At 73.9% G+C, this 18163-nt stretch carries 15 protein-coding genes; 11 read left to right on the top strand and 4 right to left on the bottom strand.

Annotated elements, in window-relative coordinates:
• The first annotated feature begins 737 nt into the window (after nucleotides 1–737).
• Nucleotides 738–1907, top strand: coding sequence for a cytochrome P450 (locus tag ACFC0B_RS06780; RefSeq protein WP_376083227.1), 1170 nt, complete (start codon nucleotides 738–740; stop codon nucleotides 1905–1907).
• A 222-nt stretch (nucleotides 1908–2129) separates the two neighbouring features.
• On the opposite strand, the gene ACFC0B_RS06775 is transcribed toward ACFC0B_RS06780, so the two are convergent.
• Nucleotides 2130–3506: an ABC1 kinase family protein gene (locus ACFC0B_RS06775; RefSeq protein ID WP_376083225.1), complete on the bottom strand. Its 1377-nt coding sequence runs from the start codon at nucleotides 3504–3506 to the stop codon at nucleotides 2130–2132.
• A gap of 351 nt (nucleotides 3507–3857) precedes the next feature.
• Here ACFC0B_RS06775 and ACFC0B_RS06770 point away from each other — a divergent pair, with 351 nt between their 5' ends.
• Nucleotides 3858–4376 (top strand): hypothetical protein, encoded by a 519-nt coding sequence (locus ACFC0B_RS06770; RefSeq protein WP_376083222.1) that lies wholly within the window; start codon nucleotides 3858–3860, stop codon nucleotides 4374–4376.
• 303 nt (nucleotides 4377–4679) lie between these two features.
• On the opposite strand, the gene ACFC0B_RS06765 is transcribed toward ACFC0B_RS06770, so the two are convergent.
• The gene (locus tag ACFC0B_RS06765; protein ID WP_376083221.1) at nucleotides 4680–5192 is read right to left on the bottom strand and encodes an RNA polymerase sigma factor; all 513 of its coding nucleotides are present in this window, start codon (nucleotides 5190–5192) and stop codon (nucleotides 4680–4682) included.
• A 344-nt stretch (nucleotides 5193–5536) separates the two neighbouring features.
• Between ACFC0B_RS06765 and ACFC0B_RS06760 the strand changes: the two genes are divergently transcribed.
• Complete coding sequence (locus ACFC0B_RS06760; RefSeq protein ID WP_376083218.1) at nucleotides 5537–6253, top strand: 4'-phosphopantetheinyl transferase superfamily protein; 717 nt, start codon at nucleotides 5537–5539, stop codon at nucleotides 6251–6253.
• A 107-nt stretch (nucleotides 6254–6360) separates the two neighbouring features.
• Here the strand turns inward: ACFC0B_RS06760 and ACFC0B_RS06755 are convergent, their stop codons facing one another.
• Complete coding sequence (locus ACFC0B_RS06755; protein WP_376083215.1) at nucleotides 6361–8610, bottom strand: MMPL family transporter; 2250 nt, start codon at nucleotides 8608–8610, stop codon at nucleotides 6361–6363.
• A gap of 206 nt (nucleotides 8611–8816) precedes the next feature.
• Between ACFC0B_RS06755 and ACFC0B_RS06750 the strand changes: the two genes are divergently transcribed.
• On the top strand, nucleotides 8817–9719 hold the full coding sequence (locus tag ACFC0B_RS06750; protein ID WP_376083212.1) for an alpha/beta fold hydrolase: 903 nt from the start codon (nucleotides 8817–8819) through the stop codon (nucleotides 9717–9719).
• Between the two features lie 70 nt (nucleotides 9720–9789).
• Here the strand turns inward: ACFC0B_RS06750 and ACFC0B_RS06745 are convergent, their stop codons facing one another.
• Nucleotides 9790–10341, bottom strand: coding sequence for an RNA polymerase sigma factor (locus tag ACFC0B_RS06745; RefSeq protein ID WP_376083209.1), 552 nt, complete (start codon nucleotides 10339–10341; stop codon nucleotides 9790–9792).
• 244 nt (nucleotides 10342–10585) lie between these two features.
• Between ACFC0B_RS06745 and ACFC0B_RS06740 the strand changes: the two genes are divergently transcribed.
• From ACFC0B_RS06740 to ACFC0B_RS06710, 7 genes are read left to right on the top strand one after another with little or no spacing between them, the layout of a single operon-like run.
• Complete coding sequence (locus tag ACFC0B_RS06740) at nucleotides 10586–12190, top strand: class I adenylate-forming enzyme family protein (RefSeq protein ID WP_376083207.1); 1605 nt, start codon at nucleotides 10586–10588, stop codon at nucleotides 12188–12190.
• 5 nt (nucleotides 12191–12195) lie between these two features.
• Nucleotides 12196–13941, top strand: a complete 1746-nt coding sequence (locus ACFC0B_RS06735) for an AMP-binding protein (RefSeq protein ID WP_376083204.1) — start codon at nucleotides 12196–12198, stop codon at nucleotides 13939–13941.
• Nucleotides 13938–14225, top strand: a complete 288-nt coding sequence (locus ACFC0B_RS06730) for an acyl carrier protein (RefSeq protein WP_376083202.1) — start codon at nucleotides 13938–13940, stop codon at nucleotides 14223–14225. Before ACFC0B_RS06735 ends, ACFC0B_RS06730 begins: the two co-directional genes overlap by 4 nt.
• The gene (locus tag ACFC0B_RS06725; protein WP_376083200.1) at nucleotides 14222–15238 is read left to right on the top strand and encodes a transglutaminase domain-containing protein; all 1017 of its coding nucleotides are present in this window, start codon (nucleotides 14222–14224) and stop codon (nucleotides 15236–15238) included. The genes ACFC0B_RS06730 and ACFC0B_RS06725 overlap by 4 nt, the downstream gene beginning before the upstream one ends.
• Entirely contained in the window at nucleotides 15235–15468 is a 234-nt protein-coding gene (locus tag ACFC0B_RS06720) for a phosphopantetheine-binding protein (RefSeq protein WP_376083197.1), read from the top strand. The genes ACFC0B_RS06725 and ACFC0B_RS06720 overlap by 4 nt, the downstream gene beginning before the upstream one ends.
• Before the next feature lies 1 nt (nucleotide 15469).
• Nucleotides 15470–16993, top strand: a complete 1524-nt coding sequence (locus tag ACFC0B_RS06715) for a class I adenylate-forming enzyme family protein (RefSeq protein ID WP_376083194.1) — start codon at nucleotides 15470–15472, stop codon at nucleotides 16991–16993.
• The gene (locus ACFC0B_RS06710) at nucleotides 16990–18102 is read left to right on the top strand and encodes a ferritin-like domain-containing protein (RefSeq protein ID WP_376083191.1); all 1113 of its coding nucleotides are present in this window, start codon (nucleotides 16990–16992) and stop codon (nucleotides 18100–18102) included. Before ACFC0B_RS06715 ends, ACFC0B_RS06710 begins: the two co-directional genes overlap by 4 nt.
• Nucleotides 18103–18163 lie beyond the last annotated feature (61 nt).

Below are 18163 nucleotides of genomic sequence, written 5' to 3'. Positions count from 1 at the left end.
TCGGCGACCCGGTGGTATCCGAACCCGGACTTCGACCGCGCTTCGGGCGCCTGGATCAGTGGAGCGGTCCTCGAAGGCGACAGCGTTGGCGGCGCTCTTCGAGGAGATGCACTGGTGGGCTGAGCGTAGGGGCCGAGGCGCTGAGCGTAGGGGACGAGGCGATGATCGTTCCGCCGCGCAGACGAGCATGGCAGCAACATCACGCCGTCGCCATAGGCCGGGCGAAGGCTGTCTCAAACGAAGCACATCACACTGTCATATGACTGCATGACAAAGGCACCGTGGCGAGATCCGTCCCGTGCCCCGGGAAACGCGGCGTTTCCTACGGACGGCCCGTCGCCGTGTCCGCCGGCGAACCTGCCGGTGCGGTCACGGAAGTTCGTCCGCCCCCCGCACCGCCGCGATCGGGCCGGGTACACGGGCACCGTCGACGCCGCCGGTGACAGCGCCCTAGAATCCCCTTCGCACGCGCGCAGAAGAACGTCCCCGACCGCCATCCGGCCACCCGGGAAAACCTCCGCACCGCGATCACTCCCCGGATCGGGCGAACCGGCCAACCGGCGTCGCCGACAGCTCCGGCTGAACCGTTTGCCCCCCTTCGACTTCGAGAGAATCGCGAAGCGCCACCGCCCCCCGGCGGCACACAACCCAGCTGTTCACCGATCGGTGCATCGGGCCCGGCCGTTCGCCCCGGAACCCGGCACCATGATCTGGTGACATCCAGTCAGGAGGCAGCGATGCGAGCCACGTTCCCCCTCGCCACACCGCACCACCTCGACAACGAGCCCGAAGCCGAGGCCCTGCTCGCGCAGGCTCCGGTCGTCCTCGCGACGATGGGTCCGGCAGACGTCTGGCTCGCCCTTTCCTACCAGGCGGTGCGCCAGGTTCTGAGCGACAGCCGGTTCAGCCGGGAGGCGGCCACACGTCCGGGCAGCCCGCTGAAACTCTCCGTCGCCGGCGACCCGTTACTCGTCTCCAGCCTCGACGGGGAGCGCCACGCCCGCCTGCGCAAGCTGATGTCGCAGGCGTTCAGCCCACGCATGGTCGATCAGCTCGAACCGCGCGTGCAGTCCATTGCGGACTCCCTGCTCGACTCCCTCGATCCGACCGCGGATCTCGTGGCAGGTCTCTGCGCTCCACTGCCGTTGATGGTCATCTGCGAACTGCTCGGCGTGCCCTACTCCGAGGCGGAGGCCATCCGCAGGTGGACCAGGCGGCTGTTCGTCACGAACATCACCCCGGACGAACTGCTGGCCGCACAGGGCGAGATGCAGGAATGGCTCGCCGATCTGGTGCGGCAGAAGCGGGCGCGGCCGGACAGCGGGTTGATCTCGGCGATGGTCGCCGCCAACGACGAGGGCGACCACCTCACCGAGCCCGAACTGCTGGCCAACCTCGAAGGCCTGCTGATCGCCGGCCACGAGACGACCGTCAACCAGCTGGGCAACTCGCTGCTGACCCTGCTGCGCCACCCCGACCAACTCGCGCTGCTGCGGTCGTCACCCGACCTGATCGGACCGGCGGTCGACGAACTGCTGCGCTACAGCAGGCTCTTCACCTCGGCCGAGGTCCGGGTCACGACCGAGCCCGTCGACCTGGAGGGCGTCGAACTGGGGGCGGGCGAACCGGTGTTGCCGGTCATCGTCGCGGCCAACCGCGACCCCGGTGTGTACCCGGATCCCGGCCGCTTCGACATCACGCGCGAAGGACCGGCCGCGCACCTCGCCTTCGGGCACGGACCGCACTTCTGCCTCGGCGCGGCATTGGCCCGCCGGGAGATGCGGGTGGCGATCGGGTCCGTGGTGAAGCGGTATCCGGGACTGCGCCTCGCCGTTGACGAGTCCGAGCTCACCTACGTACCGGAACTGGTCTTCCGCGGCCTGCAGGCGCTGCCGGTCACCTGGTGATCCGCGGTCTCCCGTACCGCGGGCGCGGGAACCGGACGGGATCGACCGGTCGCGCCACCACGCGGCCGGCGGCCCTTCCACCACCGTCGGCCTGCGGTACGACCGGCGGCAGCCCCGGGCGGACGTCCGTACCGCCGCTGAGGCCGGAACCCGCCGACGGCCGACGGCGCGGGCCCCGTACGGGGCCCGGGCCGTCCGGCTTTCGCGGGCCGCCGGCGGGGATCAGGCGGCCGAGCGGTCGGGGGCGAAGCCGGGCAGCCACCGGAGGGCCTCGGCGCGGAACGGGACGGTGCAGTCGAGCTGGCAGAGCACGGCGCTGCCGGCGGTGACGGCGCGGTTGATCAGGACGTAGGACGGCGGGAGGTTGAGCCGGGCGATCAGCTTGCGGGTGCCGGGGGAGGCGGCGCGGGCCAGTTCCTCCTGGAGCCAGGCGCGGGTGAAGTGGAACTCCTCCCCCGCGGTGGGCGCGGCCAGCGGGCCGAGGAAGGCGGAGACGGCCTCGGCGCCGACCGGGGCGGCGGTGCGGAGGAAGCCGGCCTCCCGCAGGACGGCCTCGGCGCCCTCGAAGTCGCCCTCGTCGGCCAGCCGCTGGAGCGTGCCGAGGGTGCGCGGCAGGCCGTCGGGAAGGCGCTTGACGGCGCCGAAGTCCAGGACGCCGAGGCGGCCGTCGGGGAGCAGGCGGAAATTGCCGGGGTGCGGGTCGGCGTGCAGGAGCCCGGCCCGCGCGGGACCGGAGAGCAGGAAGCGGGCGAACCGCAGCCCGACGGCGTCGCGCTCGGCGGGGGTGCCGTCGGTGACGAGTTCGGCGAGCGGACGGCCGGGCAGCCACTCGGTGACCAGCACGCGGGAGGTGTCGGCCACCACGCCGGGGACGTGGATGTCGGGATCGCCGCGGTAGGCCTCGGCGAAGGCGCGCTGTGCCCGCGCCTCCAGGCGGTAGTCCAGCTCCTCCGCCACCCGGTCCTTCAACTCGGCGACCATCGGGCCGATTTCGAGTCCCGGATAGAGCAGGGTGAGAGCCCTCATCAGGGTGGAGATCCGGTCGTAGTCGCCGAGCAGGGCCTCCCGGGCGTTCGGGTACTGGATCTTGACCGCCACCTCCCGGCCGTCCTTCCAGCGGGCGCGGTGGACCTGGCCGATGGAGGCGGCGGCCACCGGGGTCCGCCCGAAGGCCTCGAACGATTCCTCCCAGCCGGGGCCGAGTTCCTCGGCCAGGTGGATCCGGACGGCGTCGAAGCCGAGGGCCGGCGCCGACTCCTGGAGGCGGGTGAGGGCGGTCCGGTAGGGGGCGACGAGGACGGGCGGCAGGGCCGCCTCGAAGACCGACAACAGTTGCCCGATCTTCATCGCGCCTCCCTTCAGCTCCCCGAGGACGGAGAACAGCTGTTCCGCCGTGCGGCGCTGGAACTCGGCGGCGGCGGCCTCGGCCGACTGGCCGAGCAGGCGGCGGCCGATCCGGGCGGCGGACCGCCCGGCGTAGCCGAGGGGGAGGGAGGCCAGCCGGGCGGATCGCGCGGTCGGGCGCCAGGGGAGGCCGACCGGCGGGGACGGCCGTACGTCGGCCGGGTCGGTCGGCGGGCGCTCCTCGTTCCGCTCCATGATCGGGTCCTCTCTGCATCGGTGGCCGGGGATCGTTCAGGTGTCAACGAGACACCCGTTAGGAGTCAGTTCGGGAGCGGGACGTTCCCTCCGGGTCGCGGGCGGGCGAAGCGGAGGCGGGCGGTGGTGGGAGGAAGGCGGAGGGAGGAGAGGGGGGAGCCGAGGGGGGAGAGAATCGGATCGCGAGGGAGTGTGCGGGCGGTGGAGCCCCTCTACACGGTGGAGGTGTCTACCCCCGCATCTCCGGGCGGGCTCGACGGCCTGACCGGAGGTGTTCACGAGGCGGCCGGGAACCGCACGCCGTCGCACCCTGTGTACGAGGTGGTCCGGTGGTTCGGCATGGGAGGGATCATGGTGGTTGGTGAAGGGTGGACGGGTCAGGACTGGCCGTCCGTCGAGCTGGACGCGGTCCGGCGGCTGCGGGTGCTGGCCGCGGCGGGAGGCCACGCGATGTTCGCCGAGGGGACGTTCTCGGCCTCCTTCGACGAGGTCTGGTCGGTGGCGAGCGACCTGGAGGGCGAGCTGCCGGGGTTCATCGCCGGGCTCCGGGAGTTCAGCCTGGGGCCGCCGGTGCCGGGAAGTGATCGCCGCTCCGGGGTGGCCACCAGCGTGATCGGCCACCGGGAGCGCTTCGAGGTGGTGCTCCGGCCGGGCTGGTGCCTCATGCAGAGCAAGGCGGTGGTGGGCGGGATGGCCGCCGTCGCCGAGGAGGACGGCGTGCGGTTCGCGCTGTTCGGCGGCCTGCGGTTGCCCGGGGTCCGCCCGGTGCGCTCGGCGATGCGCCGCTCCTCGGCGCTGAAGGGCCGCCATCTGCTGGGCAAGCTGGAGGCGCGGGTGGCCGCCAAGGCCGCCGGCGCGGGAGGCAGCTGAGTTCGGCTTCGAAGCCGCTCGGAATTCCGGCGGTCCGGCTGCGGCCGGGCGTGTGGGGTCGCGGCGCCCGCCGGGTGCCCGAGCGGATTCGGGGCCACGAGATCCGGGACACCTGTCAGGGGTGTCCCGGATCTTCCGGGCGGGGTCCCGGATTCGAATGGCGATATTCAGCCCGGGGAATCCCGGGGGCCGAATGGTTCGGGTGCGGGCGTGCGGCGGGGATCGTCACGCTCCGAGTGTCCGGGATGCCGGCGATCCCGAAAGAATCGACCGGCCAGAAATCCCGTACGTGAATGGCGGAATTCAGTGCCAGGAATTCCGGAAAATCGCCCGGGCCCGGAACAGGCGTGACCGCACCGTTCCCACCGGGACGTTCAGGATGTTGGCGACCGCCTGCTCGTCGAACCCGTCGATGTGGCGCATGGTGAGAACCGCGCGGTGTTCGGGGGAGAGCCGGTCGAGGATGTCGCGGATGTCCGCGGCGAGCTCCCCGTCGGCCAGGTCGGGCTCGTCGACCAGCTCGGTCGGCGACGTCCTGCGCTCCCTCGTGGCGACCCGGACGGCCTCCCGGACGGCGATCGCCTTGGCCCAGCCGTACAGCGCCTCGGGCGTCTTGAGCTGGTGAATCCTCCGGAAGATCGCGATCATCGCCTCCTGCGCGGCGTCCGTCGCGTCCTGAAGGGCTATCGGCGCGCACACCCGACCGACGTACGGTTCGAGCAGCGCGAGGATCCGGTCCATGGCGAGCGCGTCCCCCAATTGCGCGCGGTGGACCAGATCGGCAAGGTCGTCCTGTCTTGCGGCAGGCGTGAACATCACTGAGAGAACCCCCGTGTCTCTTCTTCCGAGCCGGCCTCGGCTCGTACTCGTTCGCAGTCCGCCCTACTGCGCGATGGCCAGGTGGATGCCAACGCCGGCGGCGGAGGCGGAGCGTCCGTATTGCGGACGCTGTCGAGAGAATATCCGAACGTGGGGTTCTTGTGAGTACTCCGCGAGGAGGATTTCACGGGTCGCGCGGTGCGGCCCGTGCAGCCCTGCGGACAATTTAGTGCCGATGGAGTGGAACGGTCCGGTTCGTGCTCCCATCTGTGGGCGCCGCAATCGGGGCCGTATCCGCCGAGAGGGCGGAGAACACGCTTCGGACACGGGGGGAACAGGCCGTGGAGGATGTGGTCGGCAGGCTAATTGCCGAAATCGGGCAGAATTCTTCGGGGGCGGACGGACTCCGGCTGGCCGCGGTCCGGATCGCCGACCTGGACGGCCCGGGCGGGTACGAGGAGGAGCGGCGGTTGGCCGCGACCTTGCCGGCCCGGCGCCGCGCGGAGTTCCTGGCCGGGCGGGCGGCCGCGCACCGGGCGCTGGCCGGGGCGGGGCTGGACGACGGGCCGGTGCTGTTCGAGGGGCGGCGGCCCCGGCCACCGGCCGCCGCGCGGGTCTCGATCAGCCATTCCGGGGGTGTCGCGGTGGCGCTGGCCGGCCCGGCCGACCGGTACCGGACGCTCGGGGTGGACGTCGAGCTCGGCGGAGGGCCGCCGCTCGCCGCCGCCCACCTGGTGCTCGGCCCTGCGGAGCGGGCCGGCGGCGGGCTGCTCGACACCGGCGCCCCGGACGCAGCCGAGCAGTTGGTGGCGCTGTTCTCCGCGAAGGAGGCGGCGTTCAAGGCGCTCGGTCCGCTGGTCGCGCCGGACGAGCTGCCGGGTCTGCGCGCCGTCGTCTTCACCCCGGAGCCGGGGCCGCGTGCGCGGCCGGACGGGGGCCGGTGCGCAGGCGGTTCGGCCTGGCTGGCCGCACCGGAGGCCCGCCCCGACGTACGGGTCCGGGTGACCGTCCGTCGGCTGGCCGCCGGGGTGCTCTCCTGGGCGCTGCCGGTGGACTGATCCGGTGGCCCGGGCCGGTGGGCCGACCCACCGGCCCGGTGCGGCCCGGCCCCGCGGTGCGACGCCCCCGGGAGCCGGGAACCGCCGCGGGACCGGCCGCGCCGCCGTCAGACGAGCGCCTCCTCGGCGGTCCGGCCCGGGGCCGCCGGGCGCTCCGAGGACTCGGGGGCCGTGTCGCCGTGCCCGCCCCCGACCGGGATCCAGCTCAGCGCCCGCGGCAGGAACCAGCTGCGGTCGCCGAGCAGGACCAGCGCGGCGGGCAGCAGGACGATCCGGACGAGGGTCGCGTCCAGCAGCACCGCCACCGACATGCCGACGCCCGACTCCTTCATCGACAGCTGCGGGAGCGCGCCGAACACGGCGGCCACCGCCACCATGACGACCGCGGCGCCGGTGACCGCGCCGGCCGTGCCGCGCACACCGTCCGCGACGGCCTCGACCGTGGACAGCCCGCGGTCCCGGTTCTCGCGGATCCGGCTCACCACGAAGACGTGGTAGTCCATCGAGAGCCCGAACAGGAAGACGAACAGGAACAGCGGCACCCAGGAGGCGATGCCGCCGGTCGCGGTGAACCCGAGCAGGCCCTCGCCCCAGCCGTTCTGGAAGACCAGCACGATCAGGCCGAACGCCGCCCCCACCGAGAGCAGGTTGAGCACCAGGGTCAGGCCCGCGAGGACGATCGAGCGGAACGAGAACAGCATCACGCCGAAGGTGAAGAGCAGGACGAAGCCGGCGACCCACGGCGTGCTGTCGGACAGGTGCGTCCTGCCGTCCTCGGAGACGGCGGTGGTGCCGCCGACCGCGATCTCGGCGCCCCGCAGCGCGCCGAACGCCGTCGGGACGACGGTGTCGCGCAGCGTGGCGAGGGCAGCGGCCGAGGCCCGGTCGGTGCCGTTGCCGTCGAGGGCGACGGTCGCGACGCCGACCGTGCCGTCCGCGCCGGCGTGGAAGGTGACCGGCCCGCGCAGTCCGGGGGTGGAGTCGGCGGCCGCGCGCAGGCGCTCCAGCGCCGCCCGGCCCTCCGTACCGCTGAGGCCGTCGGCCTTGATCACGACCTTGGCCGGGGAGCCGGCGCCGGGGAAGGCCTGCTGGATGCGCTGGTAGGTCTGCAGCGCCGGCAGGCTGTCGGCGGGCAGGTCGCCGACGCCGGAGTCGGAGGTGTTGAGGCCGAGGGCCGGGACGAGCAGCGCGCCGAGGACGGCGGTGCAGACCGACAGCCACAGCGCGGGGCGGCGCAGCACCCGGTCGACCAGGGGGGTGCGGACCCGGCCCGCGGCCGGCGCGGCCGACCCGGCGGAGCGGCGGCGCAGCGGGATCCGGCCCTTGTCGATGCGGTGGCCGAGCAGGGAGAGCAGCGCGGGCAGCACGGTGAGCGAGCCGACGACGGCGACCGCGACCACGGTGATGGTGGCGGTGGCCATGCCGAGGAAGATGCCGTTGCCGGAGAGGTAGAGGCCGGCCAGCGCGACGATGACGGTCAGGCCGGAGACCAGGACCGAGCGGCCCGAGGTGGCGGCGGCGGCGATCACGGCCGCCTCGGTGCCGCGGCCGCGGGCCCGCTCCTCGCGCACCCGCTTGAGGTAGAAGAGGGAGTAGTCGACGCCGACGGCGATGCCGATCAGCGACATCACCGAGCTGCCGTTCTGGTCGATCGGCACGAGCTGGCTGGCCAGCACCACCAGGCCGCCGGCGGCGGTCACCACGGTCGCGGCGAGCAGGACGGGCACCACGGCGGCGACGGCCGCGCCGAAGGCGATGAACAGGATGCCGAGCGTCACCGGGAAGGAGAGCGTCTCGGCGTTGGAGTAGTCGGTGTGCAGCTTGGCGTCGTAGGCGTGCTGGAACGAGGCGTCGCCGAACTGCTCGACGCGGATGCCCTGGTGGGCCTTGGCGACGCCGGCGACGGCGTCCAGGACGGGCTCGACCTCGTCCTTGGCCTTCGGCCCGCCCTTGGCCAGGTCGAACTGGACCAGGGCCGAGTGGCGGTCCGCGGAGACGGCGGCCGGGCCGGCCGGGTCCAGCGGGGAGACCACGTTGGCGGTGCGGCCGGTGCCGTTCAGCGCCTTGACGGTGTCCTCGACGGCGGCCCGGAACCGCTCCGAGTCGACCGTGCCGTCCGGGTCCTGGACGAGCACCACCTCGTGGGCGGGCAGCGTGAGCCCGGCCCGGTCCAGGATCTCCTCCGCCTGCCGCGCCTCGCCGTTGGCCAGCTGGGCGGCGGACGGGCTCTTCGTCTCGGCCATGCTGCCCAGCAGGGTCGCCACCACCACGAAGGCCAGCCAGACCAGTACGGCCGTCCAGCGGTGGGTGGCGCTCCAGCGGCCCGCTGCCTCCGCGAGTCCTCGTCTGCTTCGCACGTTGCTCTCCCCAGTCGTCGGAACCGGCTCCGATGAGCCGTCACGGGAGTCAGGAGGGCGGCGGACCGCTCCGGGTTCCGTGGCAGATTTCTTGCCTCCGATGACGGTTCCCCGGGAACCCGGAGCGGGGTGCGGCCCTCCTGACAGGGCAGACCGTCGACCGCCGGGGGCCCCGCCCCCGGGCAGAGCAGCCAGGGAGCCCACTCATGACCGTCACCACCACGACCGGGGAGCCGCGGCCGTTCCCGCCGCTGGCCGGGGTCCGCCACCGGTACGTCGACATCGGGAGCGTGCGGCTGCACGTGGCCGAGGCCGGGCAGGGCGAGCCCGTCCTGCTGCTGCACGGGTTCCCGCAGCACTGGTACGCCTGGCGGAAGGTGATCCCGCTGCTGTCCGACCGGTACCGGCTGATCTGCCCGGACCTGCGCGGCTTCGGCTGGTCGGACGCCCCGGAGGACGGCGGCTACGACACCGACAGCCGGGTGGCGGACGTCCTGGCGCTGATGGACGCGCTGGACCTGCCGTCGGTGCGGCTGATCGGGCACGAGTGGGGTGCCTGGACCGGCTTCATGCTGTGCCTGAAGGCGCCCGAGCGGTTCCGGGCGTTCCTGGCGCTGAACATCGTCCACCCCTGGCCGCTGCACCGCCGGCTGGCGCCGCAGAGCTGGCGGTTCTGGTACACCGCGATCCTGGAGATGCCGCTGCTCGGCCGCTGGGTGCTGCGCAACCGGCCGGGCTTCACCCGCTACCTGCTGCGCCGGGGCGTGGTGGCGCAGGGGGCGTGGGAGGACGGCGCGTTGGAGGAGTTCCTGGCGGCGAGCTCGGAGCCGGGCGCGGCGCGGGCGGGCGAGGCGCTGCACCGCGCGTTCGCGCTGCGCGACGTCTCCCGGCTGGCGCTCGGCCGGTACCACCGGTTGCGGCTCGACACCCCGACCCATCTGATCACCGGGGAGCGGGACTTCGTCCTGCCGCCGAGCGTGCTGGGCGGCGGGGAGCGCAATGCCTCGGCGCTGCGGGTCGAGGGCGTGCCGGAGTGCGGGCACTACGTGCACGAGGAGCGGCCGGAGCTGGTGGCCGAGGCGGCGGTGCGGCTGTTCGAGGGACGGTAGGGCCCGGCGGCACCCGGGCGGAGCCGGGTGCGTGATCCGGGGCGGCCGTGGACCGGCCGGCCGCCCCGGATCACGCCAGCCAGGCCGTCCGGAAGCTCCTTCGGGCCCGGTGCAGACGGGACTTGACGGTCCCCCGGGCCAGCCCGAGCGCCTCGCCGGCGGCCTCCTCGTCCAGGCCCTCCAGTTCGCGGAGCACCAGGATCGCCCGGTGCTCGGGCGACAGCCGCCCGAGGACGTCGTTGACGTCGCTGGCGAGTTCGACGTCGGTGGTGGTCGGCCGGTCGCCGACCTCCGCGATCGGGGTCTCCAGCGCGGCCCGCCGGGAGACCCGGACGGCCTCGCGCACGGTGATGGTGCGGACCCAGCCGTAGAGGGCGCTCGGATCCTTGAGCCCGTCGAGGTTCCGGAAGACGACGATCATGGCTTCCTGGACGGCGTCCGCCGAGTCGGCCAGGGCGATCGGCCGGCAGAGCCGCCCGACGTACGGGAGCAGCAGCTCCATCAGGTCGTTCAGGGCCAGGGCGTCCCCCGCCTGGGCGGCGCGCACCAGGGGGGCGGCCACCTGCCACGGCGTGGGGGCCGCCGGCGGGTCGGCCGGGCGGTCGATCCGAGTTCCACTCATGTACGGACAGAGGCGCCCGACGGCCGGGACACTCCCTCCCCGGTCCGTCGAACCCGGTCGGGAATTTTCTCGGAGTCCGAGGGAGTGCGCCCGGCGCGGGCCCGCTCTTATCCGGTGTCGAGTGCTTCAGTGCCTGACCGGCCGCCAGGAGCGGTGCGGAGCACGGGCCGCGACATCTCCCCGTACGTTGCACACGCCGGCCTCCGGCGTGCGATCAGCCGCGCCGAGCAGAGGGAACACACGCATGCCTGACGTCTCCGCACTCCAGCTGGGCACCGTCCCGCAGCCCACCGCGCCCCTGGGCGTGCTGCCCGAGGTGGCAGCGGACAAGCACCCCGACACCCCGTTCCGTTCGGACCTGCCGTGGCGCACCTACGACGGCCCGGTCAACACCTTCGCCGAGTTCGCCACCGCCATCGGGGACTACGCGGACCGCTTCTGGGCCGCCGGCATCCGCCGCGGCGACACCGTCGCCGTGGTGCAGCGCAACCACATCGAGGTGGAGGCCGTGATGTGCGCGCTCGGGCGGATCGGAGCGCTCCCGGCGCTGCTGTCCTCCGGCATGGAGACCGGCGAACTGCTGGAGTGCTTCGCCCGGTTGGAGAACCCGTACGTGCTGGTCGACGCGTACGGCCTGGCCCGGCTGGCCGAGCAGCGCACGGCCGTGCAGCTGCTGTCCCGGGCCGTGCTGGCGCTGGAGCCGACCGACGCCGACTGGGTCCGGCCGGTGCAGGACCGCGCCGCGCACACCGCCGCGCCGCGTGACGAGGACGACTGGTTCGTCATCACGCACTCCTCGGGCACCACCGGCGCGCCGAAGCTGGCCGCGCACTCGACCCGCTCGCTGTTCGGCATGGTCGCCCCGATGATCATCATCTTCCGGGACCAGTACAACCAGAACGACCTGAACGCCAAGCACCTCTCCTTCGTGCACGCCCGCACCTGCGCCGGCACGCTGGCCTCGCTGGAGACCGCGATGCCCGCGCTGTCCATCGCCGACCCGTCGCCCGAGAACGTCAAGCGCCTGCTGCTCGACCAGCGCCCGACCTCGATCGAGACCCACCCGAACATCTTCATCCAGTGGGAGCAGCTGGCCACCGACCCGGAGCGCCCGTTCGCCCGCGTCGAGCGCTTCATCAGCACCTTCGACGCGATGCACCCGCGCACCGTCCGGACCCTGCTGGCCGGATCCGACCAGCCCGGCGCGCACTACCTCCAGGCGTACGGCCAGACCGAGTCCGGCCCCATCTGCCTGCGCATCGTCACCCGCGAGGAGGCCGCCGACTACTCGCCGCGCAACGTCGGCCACTCCGGCGGCGGCATGGAGGTCCGGATCGTCGACGAGGCCGGCGAGGCCGTGCCGGAGGGTACCCCGGGCCGGATCGAGACCCGCTCCACCGGCCGGATGCGCGGCTACGTCGGCGGCGGCGAGATGCCCGCCCAGGACGCGTGGTGGCCGATGGGCGACATCGGACGCCTGCTGCCGGACGGCTCGCTGGAGCTGCTGGACCGCATCGTCGAGCACGTCGACGGCGTGGACAGCCTGCTGGAGAAGGAGGACCACCTCCTGGAGAGCCTGCCCGAGCTGGTCGAGCTGGTCCTGATCCGCGGCGAGGACGGCGGCGTGTTCGCGGTCGCCTGCCCGCGTCCCGGCTCCGCCCCCGACCGGGAGCGCTTCCTCAAGGAGGCCGCCGAGGTCGGGCTGCCCGACATCACCGTCTTCTTCTGGGAGTGGGAGGCCATGCCGGTCACCGGCTCGTACAAGGTCCGCCGGGCGGTGCTGCGCCAGCGCCTGGGCAGCCGGCTCGACCGGGCCGCCGTGCCCGCCCCGCTCGCCGGGACCCGGTGATCCCGGTGACCACGGGAACCGTCACCCCCACGGCGGCCGGAGCGGACGGCCCGGCCGCGACCGCCCACCTCTGGCACCTGGTGGCCGGCGCCGTCCACGACGGCACCGTCCTGACCACCCCCTCCCGCGGCGGCGAGCCCGTCACCGGCCCGCAGCTGGTGGACCGCGCCGAGCGCACCGCCGGGCAGATCCTCGCCGAGCTGCCGGTCCGCCGGGCCGGCCTGCTGATGGCCAACGGCGAGCCGTGGGTGCGCGGACTGCTGGCCCTGTTCCGGCTGGACGCCGCCGCCGTGCCGCTGGCCCTGCCGGTGGCCTTCGGGGGGGTCGACGCCTACGCCCGGCACGTCCGGCGGATCGCCGAGGACGGCGAGCTGGACGCCGTGCTGGTGGACGGCTCGGTCGGCGCGCGGATCCTGGAGCGGGTCCGGGCCGCGGTGCCGGGCGTGCGCTTCCTCGACATCGCCGAGGTGCCGGACGAACGGCGCGAGCTGCCCCCGACCGGCGACGGCGACACCCCGGCGGTCATCCAGTACACCTCCGGCAGCACCTCGGCCCCCAAGGGCGTCGTGCTCGGCCACGCCAACGTGGCCGCCGGCCTGGACGCCATCGCCGCCGGCACCCGCTGGCGCTCCGACGACCACCTCGGCCTCTGGCTGCCGCTCTTCCACGACATGGGCCTGTTCAGCCTGCTGAACGCCCTGCGCCGGGGCAGCGCGGTGCACCTGTGGCAGCCCGGCGACTTCGTGCGCCGCCCGCTGCGCTGGCTGTCCGAGTTCGCCGCCGCCGGCGCCACGACGCTGCCCGCGCCGAACTTCTTCTACGACCACCTCACCGCCGCCGCGGCCGCCCAGGACGTGCCGGACGGCCTGGACCTCTCCCGCTGGCGGTTCGCCGGCAACGGCGCCGAACCGGTGCAGCTGCGCAGCCTGCGGGCGTTCCAGGAGGCCTTCCGCCGCTACGGGCTGCGCGAGCAGGTGGTGCAGCCGCAGTACGGCCTGGCCGAGGCGACCCTGATCGTCACCACCCGCGCCCCGCTCACCCCCTACCGGGCCGTCACCGTCGACCGGGCGAAGCTCGGGCCCGGCGACGTCGTCGCGGCGGTCTCCGAGGACGCCCCGCACGGCCGGACCGTCGTCTCCTGCGGGCCGCCCGTCGACGGCGTCGCGCTCCGGATCGCCGACCCCGACGACGGCTCGCCCCTCCCGGCGGGCACCGTCGGCGAGGTGCTGATCGGCGGCCCCCCGGTCACCCCCGGCTACCTGGGCCTGCCCCCGGAGCGGCAGCCGTTCGCCGCGGACGGCATGCTCCGCACCGGCGACCTCGGCTTCCTGCTCGGCGGCGAACTCCACGTCGTCGGCCGGCTCAAGGCGATGGCCGTCGTCCACGGCCAGAACTACTACGCCGAGGACGTCGAGGACGTCGTCCGCACCACGCCGGGCGTGGACCGCCGCCAGTGCGCCGCGTTCGCCTGGGACGCCGACGGCGACGAGCGGATGGTCGTGCTCTGGGAGACCGGCCTCGACCCGGACGCGGCCGAGGCCGTCGGCCGGGAGATCCGCACCCGGCTGGCCTCCCGGCTCGGGCTCGGCGCCGTCGAGGTCCGCCCGGTCGCGCCGTCCAGCATCCCCTTCACCAGCTCCGGCAAGGTCAAGCGGTCCGTGGCCGCCGCCGACCTGCCCCACCACCGCGCCGCCGTCGCGAACAGCGCCGCGAACACCGCCGTGAACACCCCGGAAGGAACAGCACAGTGAGCACAGTCAGCAGCGACCGGAGCACCACCGACACGCAGCGCGTCCTGGACGTGGTCCGCACCGCCCTCGCCACCCACTCGGGAGTGCCCGTGGAGCAGATCGACCCGGCGCAGCCGCTGTCCGCCGTCCCCGGCATCGAGTCGGTGAAGGCACTGCGCGCGATCACCCAGATCGAGGACGAGTGCGAGGTCGTCATCCCCGACGACTTCCTGTTCGAGACCGCGACCGTCGCCGAACTCGCCGGCTTCGTCGCCCAGCTGGTCGCCCAGCGGGTGGACGCGTGACGACCGGCCTCGCCGCGCCGGACGCGCTGGTCCGGGCCGTCGGGCGGTTCCACACCGCCCCGGCCGACGTCGCCAGCTACGACACCGACACCGCCACCGCCGCCCGCGCCCTGCGGGCCGGCGAGGAGCAGATCGGCCTGCTCGCCGAGGCGGGCCTGCCGCACCTCCTCGACGACCGGGGCGCGCCGCGCTTCGACTACGACGACCTGATGAACGTGGGCATGTTCTGCGGCACCGGCGAGACGGTGCCCGAGCTCGGCCTGCGGTTCCTGATGCGCTTCGCCTCCACCGCCCGGCCGACCTGGTTCGGGCCGCGCGCCTGGGAGGTCGGCGTCCACCCGGCCCGCACCGCCGCCGGCGCCCCGGACGACGGGAGCGGCGCGCTGCCGACCGTGCGGGTCCGGCTGCCCGACGACCGGGGGCCCGGCGTCGAGCTGCTCGACGGCGCCGAGCTGCCCGACGGCGAACTCGCCGAGGGCGGCTACCAGGTGGCCGTCCGGCTCACCGGCGAGGACCACCGGATCGGCGACCCGGCGATCCGCGCGGTCTGGGACGAGGTGGTCGGCACCCTCGCCGCCCGCGACGTGCTCTACCAGACCGTGCCCGAGGCCCTGCGGTCCGACCACCGCCGCGCCTGGGAGCTGGGCATGGCCGACTGCGTGGTGGCCTCCCGGCTGCTCGCCGACCGGCTGACCTCCCTCGGCTACCGGGCCCGCGCCCGGCGCGGGTACCTGCTCGGCCTGTTCGGCAGCGACCACGCCTGGTGCGAGGTGTACGAGGACGGCGCCTACCGCAGCCTCGACCCGGTCTTCGCCTTCGTCTCGCTGCTCGGCGACCGCACCCGCGGCGTCGCGCGGTCCCCGGAGTTCGCCGAGGCCTGCTTCGGCGGCCGGTTCAACCGGCTGCTGCCGTGCCGGACCGAAACCGCCGCACCGCTCGTCTACTTCGCCGACGCCCCCGCCCCGTACTGGGCGATGGCGGGCGTCGGCGCCCGCCCGAGGAGGACGTCGTGAACACCGCCCGCCGGCTGGTCGGAGCCAGCCTCGACAGCGCCACGTTCCTGAACCGGCTCGCCGACGACGACGACTTCGCCACCGCCGGCGTCAACTCCGGCGAGCTGATCAAGCTGGCGCTCGGCTGCGAGGACTTCCTCGGCCGCGCGCTGGACGACGAGGAACTCGCCAACCTGACCTCGATCAGCGCCGTCGACGAGCTCATCGCGGCGTCGCGAAGGGTCGGTTGAGATGTGGCTCGAACACCTCGTCCGGCGCGGCCTGGAGCGCCGGCCCGACGCCTACGCCCTGCGGGACCGCAACCGCGACGTCACCTGGCGCCGGCTCCACCGCGACGTCCACGCCCTGGCCGCCCGGCTGGCCGAACTCGTCGGCCCGGGCGACCGGATCGCGGTGGTCAGCGGCAACCGGGTGGAGGTCCTGGAGACCTACCTGGCCTGCGCGGTCGCCCGCGTGGTGGCCGTGCCGGTCAACCCGGCGCTGACCGACCGCGAGATCGACGACATCCTGGACAGCGTCGAGCCCGCGCTGCTGGTCGCCGAGCCCGTCCACGCGGACCGGCTGCGGGAGCGCCGCCCCGACCTGCCGGCCCTGGACATCACCGGCATCGCCGACCTCCCGCCCGCCGCCGCCGAGCCGTCGACGTCCGGCGAACTCGGCGACCCGGTAGCGATCCTGCACACCTCGGCGACCACCGGGAAGGCCAAGGGCGTCGTCGTCGACCAGCGGTCCTTCAAGCTCAACGCGCTGTCCTGGCTGGCCGACGTCGCGCCCGAGCCCGGAACCGCCTTCCTCAACGCGGGCCCGCTGTTCCACGGCTCGATGGTGATCGCGCTGGACTACCTCGCGGCCGGCGCCACGGTGTGCGTGCTGGACCGCTTCACCCCCCAGGGCTGCCTGGCCGCCCTGGAACGCTGGGGGATCGAGCACGCCTTCCTGGTGCCCTCCATGGTCCGGCTGGTGCTCGACGCGCGCGGCCTGGCCGACGCCGACCTCTCCCGGCTGCGGCTGCTGCTGCACGGTGCCGCCCCGATGCCCGCCGACCTCGCCGCCGAGGCGATCGAGCGGCTCGGCGTCGACCTGGGCAACGTCTACGGCATCACCGAGGGCGGCGGACCGGCGATCTCCTCCGGTCCGGGGACCGCCCCCGGCGAGCCGGCCGTCCCCGGCGCGGTCTGCCTCGGCCGGCCGATGCTCGGCACGGCGGCCCGGTTCGTCGACGAGCACGGCGCGCCGGTCGCCCCCGGCGCGGTCGGCGAGCTGGAGCTCCGCGGCGACGGCCTGATGCAGGGCTACTGGAAGAACCCGGAGGCGACCGCGGACACCGTCCGGGACGGCTGGCTGCGGACCAAGGACCTCGGCTACACCGGCCCCGACGGCCTGGTGTGGCTCGTCGACCGCCGCAACGACCTGATCCTGCGCGGCGGCCAGAACGTCTACCCGGCCGAGATCGAGCACGTGCTGCGCCGGTCGCCGAACGTCGCCGACGTCGTGGTGGTCCCCGTCCCGGACCCGATCTGGGGCCAGACCCCGGTCGCCTTCGTCCAGCCGACCGGGCCCGATGCCTACGACGAGGCCGAGCTGTTCGACCTGTGCGTGGCCGGCCTGGCCGCCTACAAGCGGCCGAGCCGCTTCCTCCCGATCGACCTGGTTCCGCGCAACCCCGCCGGGAAGGCGCTCCGCGCCCGGCTGCGCGACCTGGCCTCGGAAACCTCCGGGGCACGTCCCGACGCAGAAGTGGAGCAGCCGCGATGACCGACCTCGACTACGCGGACCCGAACGTCCTGACCGAACTCGCCGGCAGCAAGGCCATCCCGGTCAACGGCACCGCGGTCTTCCAGTTCGACTACGACAAGCGCAACGAGCGGATGGTCCGGCTCTACGTCCAGGGCAAGCAGCGCCAGTGGGACATGGACGACCGGCTCGACTGGGACCACGAGACCGACCCGGACGACCCGCTGGGCCTCCCGGACGACTTCATCTCGATCGCCGGCTCCGAGCTGTGGGACCGCCTGCCCGACGCCGAGCGGCGCGTCGTGCGGCGCCACACCGGCGGCTGGCTCTACTCGCAGTTCCTGCACTCCGAGCAGTTCGCGCTGATCGGCGTCGGCAAGATCTGCCAGGCGGTCGACGACCTCGACTCCAAGATGTACGCGGCGACCCAGCTGATGGACGAGGCCCGGCACGTCGAGGGCTTCAACCGGTTCATCAGCACCAAGATCGGACTGCGCTACGGCCTCTCGCCCTCCCTGAACGCGATGTTCGAGCACGCCATGAGCGAACCCCGCTGGGACTTCGGCGTGCTGGCCGCGCACATCCTCGTCGAGAACATGGGCCTGGCCACCTTCGGCGTCCACCGCGAACGCCTCAAGGACCCGCTGGCCCGCGCCTTCTCGGCGTACGTGGCCCGCGACGAGGCCCGGCACGTCGCCTTCGGCCGCCTGCTGCTGCGCCAGTACTACCCCCAGCTGACCGAGGCCGAGCTGCGCGAGCGCGAGGACTTCATCATCGAGGGCTGCTGGGCGCTGCGCGAGCGCTACGTCGAGGACGACATCTGGGCCCGGCTCGGCTACGGCGAGGAGGCCGTCAAGGCGTCCCGCCGCTCGCCCGCCAAGCGGGAGTTCCGCCGCCTGGTGTTCATGCGGATCGTCCCCGGCATCAAGGAGATCGGCCTGTTCGGTCCGCGGGTGCAGGCGGCGCTCCAGCAGATGGGCGTCCTCGGCTTCAGCGAGGTCGACGAGGCGGCGCTGCGCGCGCTCGACGACCAGGCCGCGGTGGACGCGATGGCCGTGCGCGAGCTGGCGGACCGCCGGACGGACATCGAGCAGGTCATCGAGCTGGGCCGCGACCGGACGGCGAACTGACCCACCCCCAGACGAGGCCCGGCGCCCACGCCCCCGGGGCGCCGGGCCTCCTTCCCCCCGG

The organism is Kitasatospora sp. NPDC056184 (assembly GCF_042268405.1).
Classification (GTDB): Bacteria; Actinomycetota; Actinomycetes; order Streptomycetales; family Streptomycetaceae; genus Kitasatospora.
Note: the sequence above shows the minus strand (reverse complement) of the source record. Positions and strands in the feature narration are given on the sequence as shown.

Coding starts and splice junctions, on each gene's coding strand:
- ACFC0B_RS06780 (WP_376083227.1), top strand. CDS start 738: ATGCGAGCCACGTTCCCCCTCGCCACACCGCACCACCTCGACAACGAG.
- ACFC0B_RS06775 (WP_376083225.1), bottom strand. CDS start 3,506: ATGGAGCGGAACGAGGAGCGCCCGCCGACCGACCCGGCCGACGTACGG.
- ACFC0B_RS06770 (WP_376083222.1), top strand. CDS start 3,858: ATGGTGGTTGGTGAAGGGTGGACGGGTCAGGACTGGCCGTCCGTCGAG.
- ACFC0B_RS06765 (WP_376083221.1), bottom strand. CDS start 5,192: ATGTTCACGCCTGCCGCAAGACAGGACGACCTTGCCGATCTGGTCCAC.
- ACFC0B_RS06750 (WP_376083212.1), top strand. CDS start 8,817: ATGACCGTCACCACCACGACCGGGGAGCCGCGGCCGTTCCCGCCGCTG.
- ACFC0B_RS06745 (WP_376083209.1), bottom strand. CDS start 10,341: ATGAGTGGAACTCGGATCGACCGCCCGGCCGACCCGCCGGCGGCCCCC.
- ACFC0B_RS06740 (WP_376083207.1), top strand. CDS start 10,586: ATGCCTGACGTCTCCGCACTCCAGCTGGGCACCGTCCCGCAGCCCACC.
- ACFC0B_RS06715 (WP_376083194.1), top strand. CDS start 15,470: ATGTGGCTCGAACACCTCGTCCGGCGCGGCCTGGAGCGCCGGCCCGAC.
- ACFC0B_RS06710 (WP_376083191.1), top strand. CDS start 16,990: ATGACCGACCTCGACTACGCGGACCCGAACGTCCTGACCGAACTCGCC.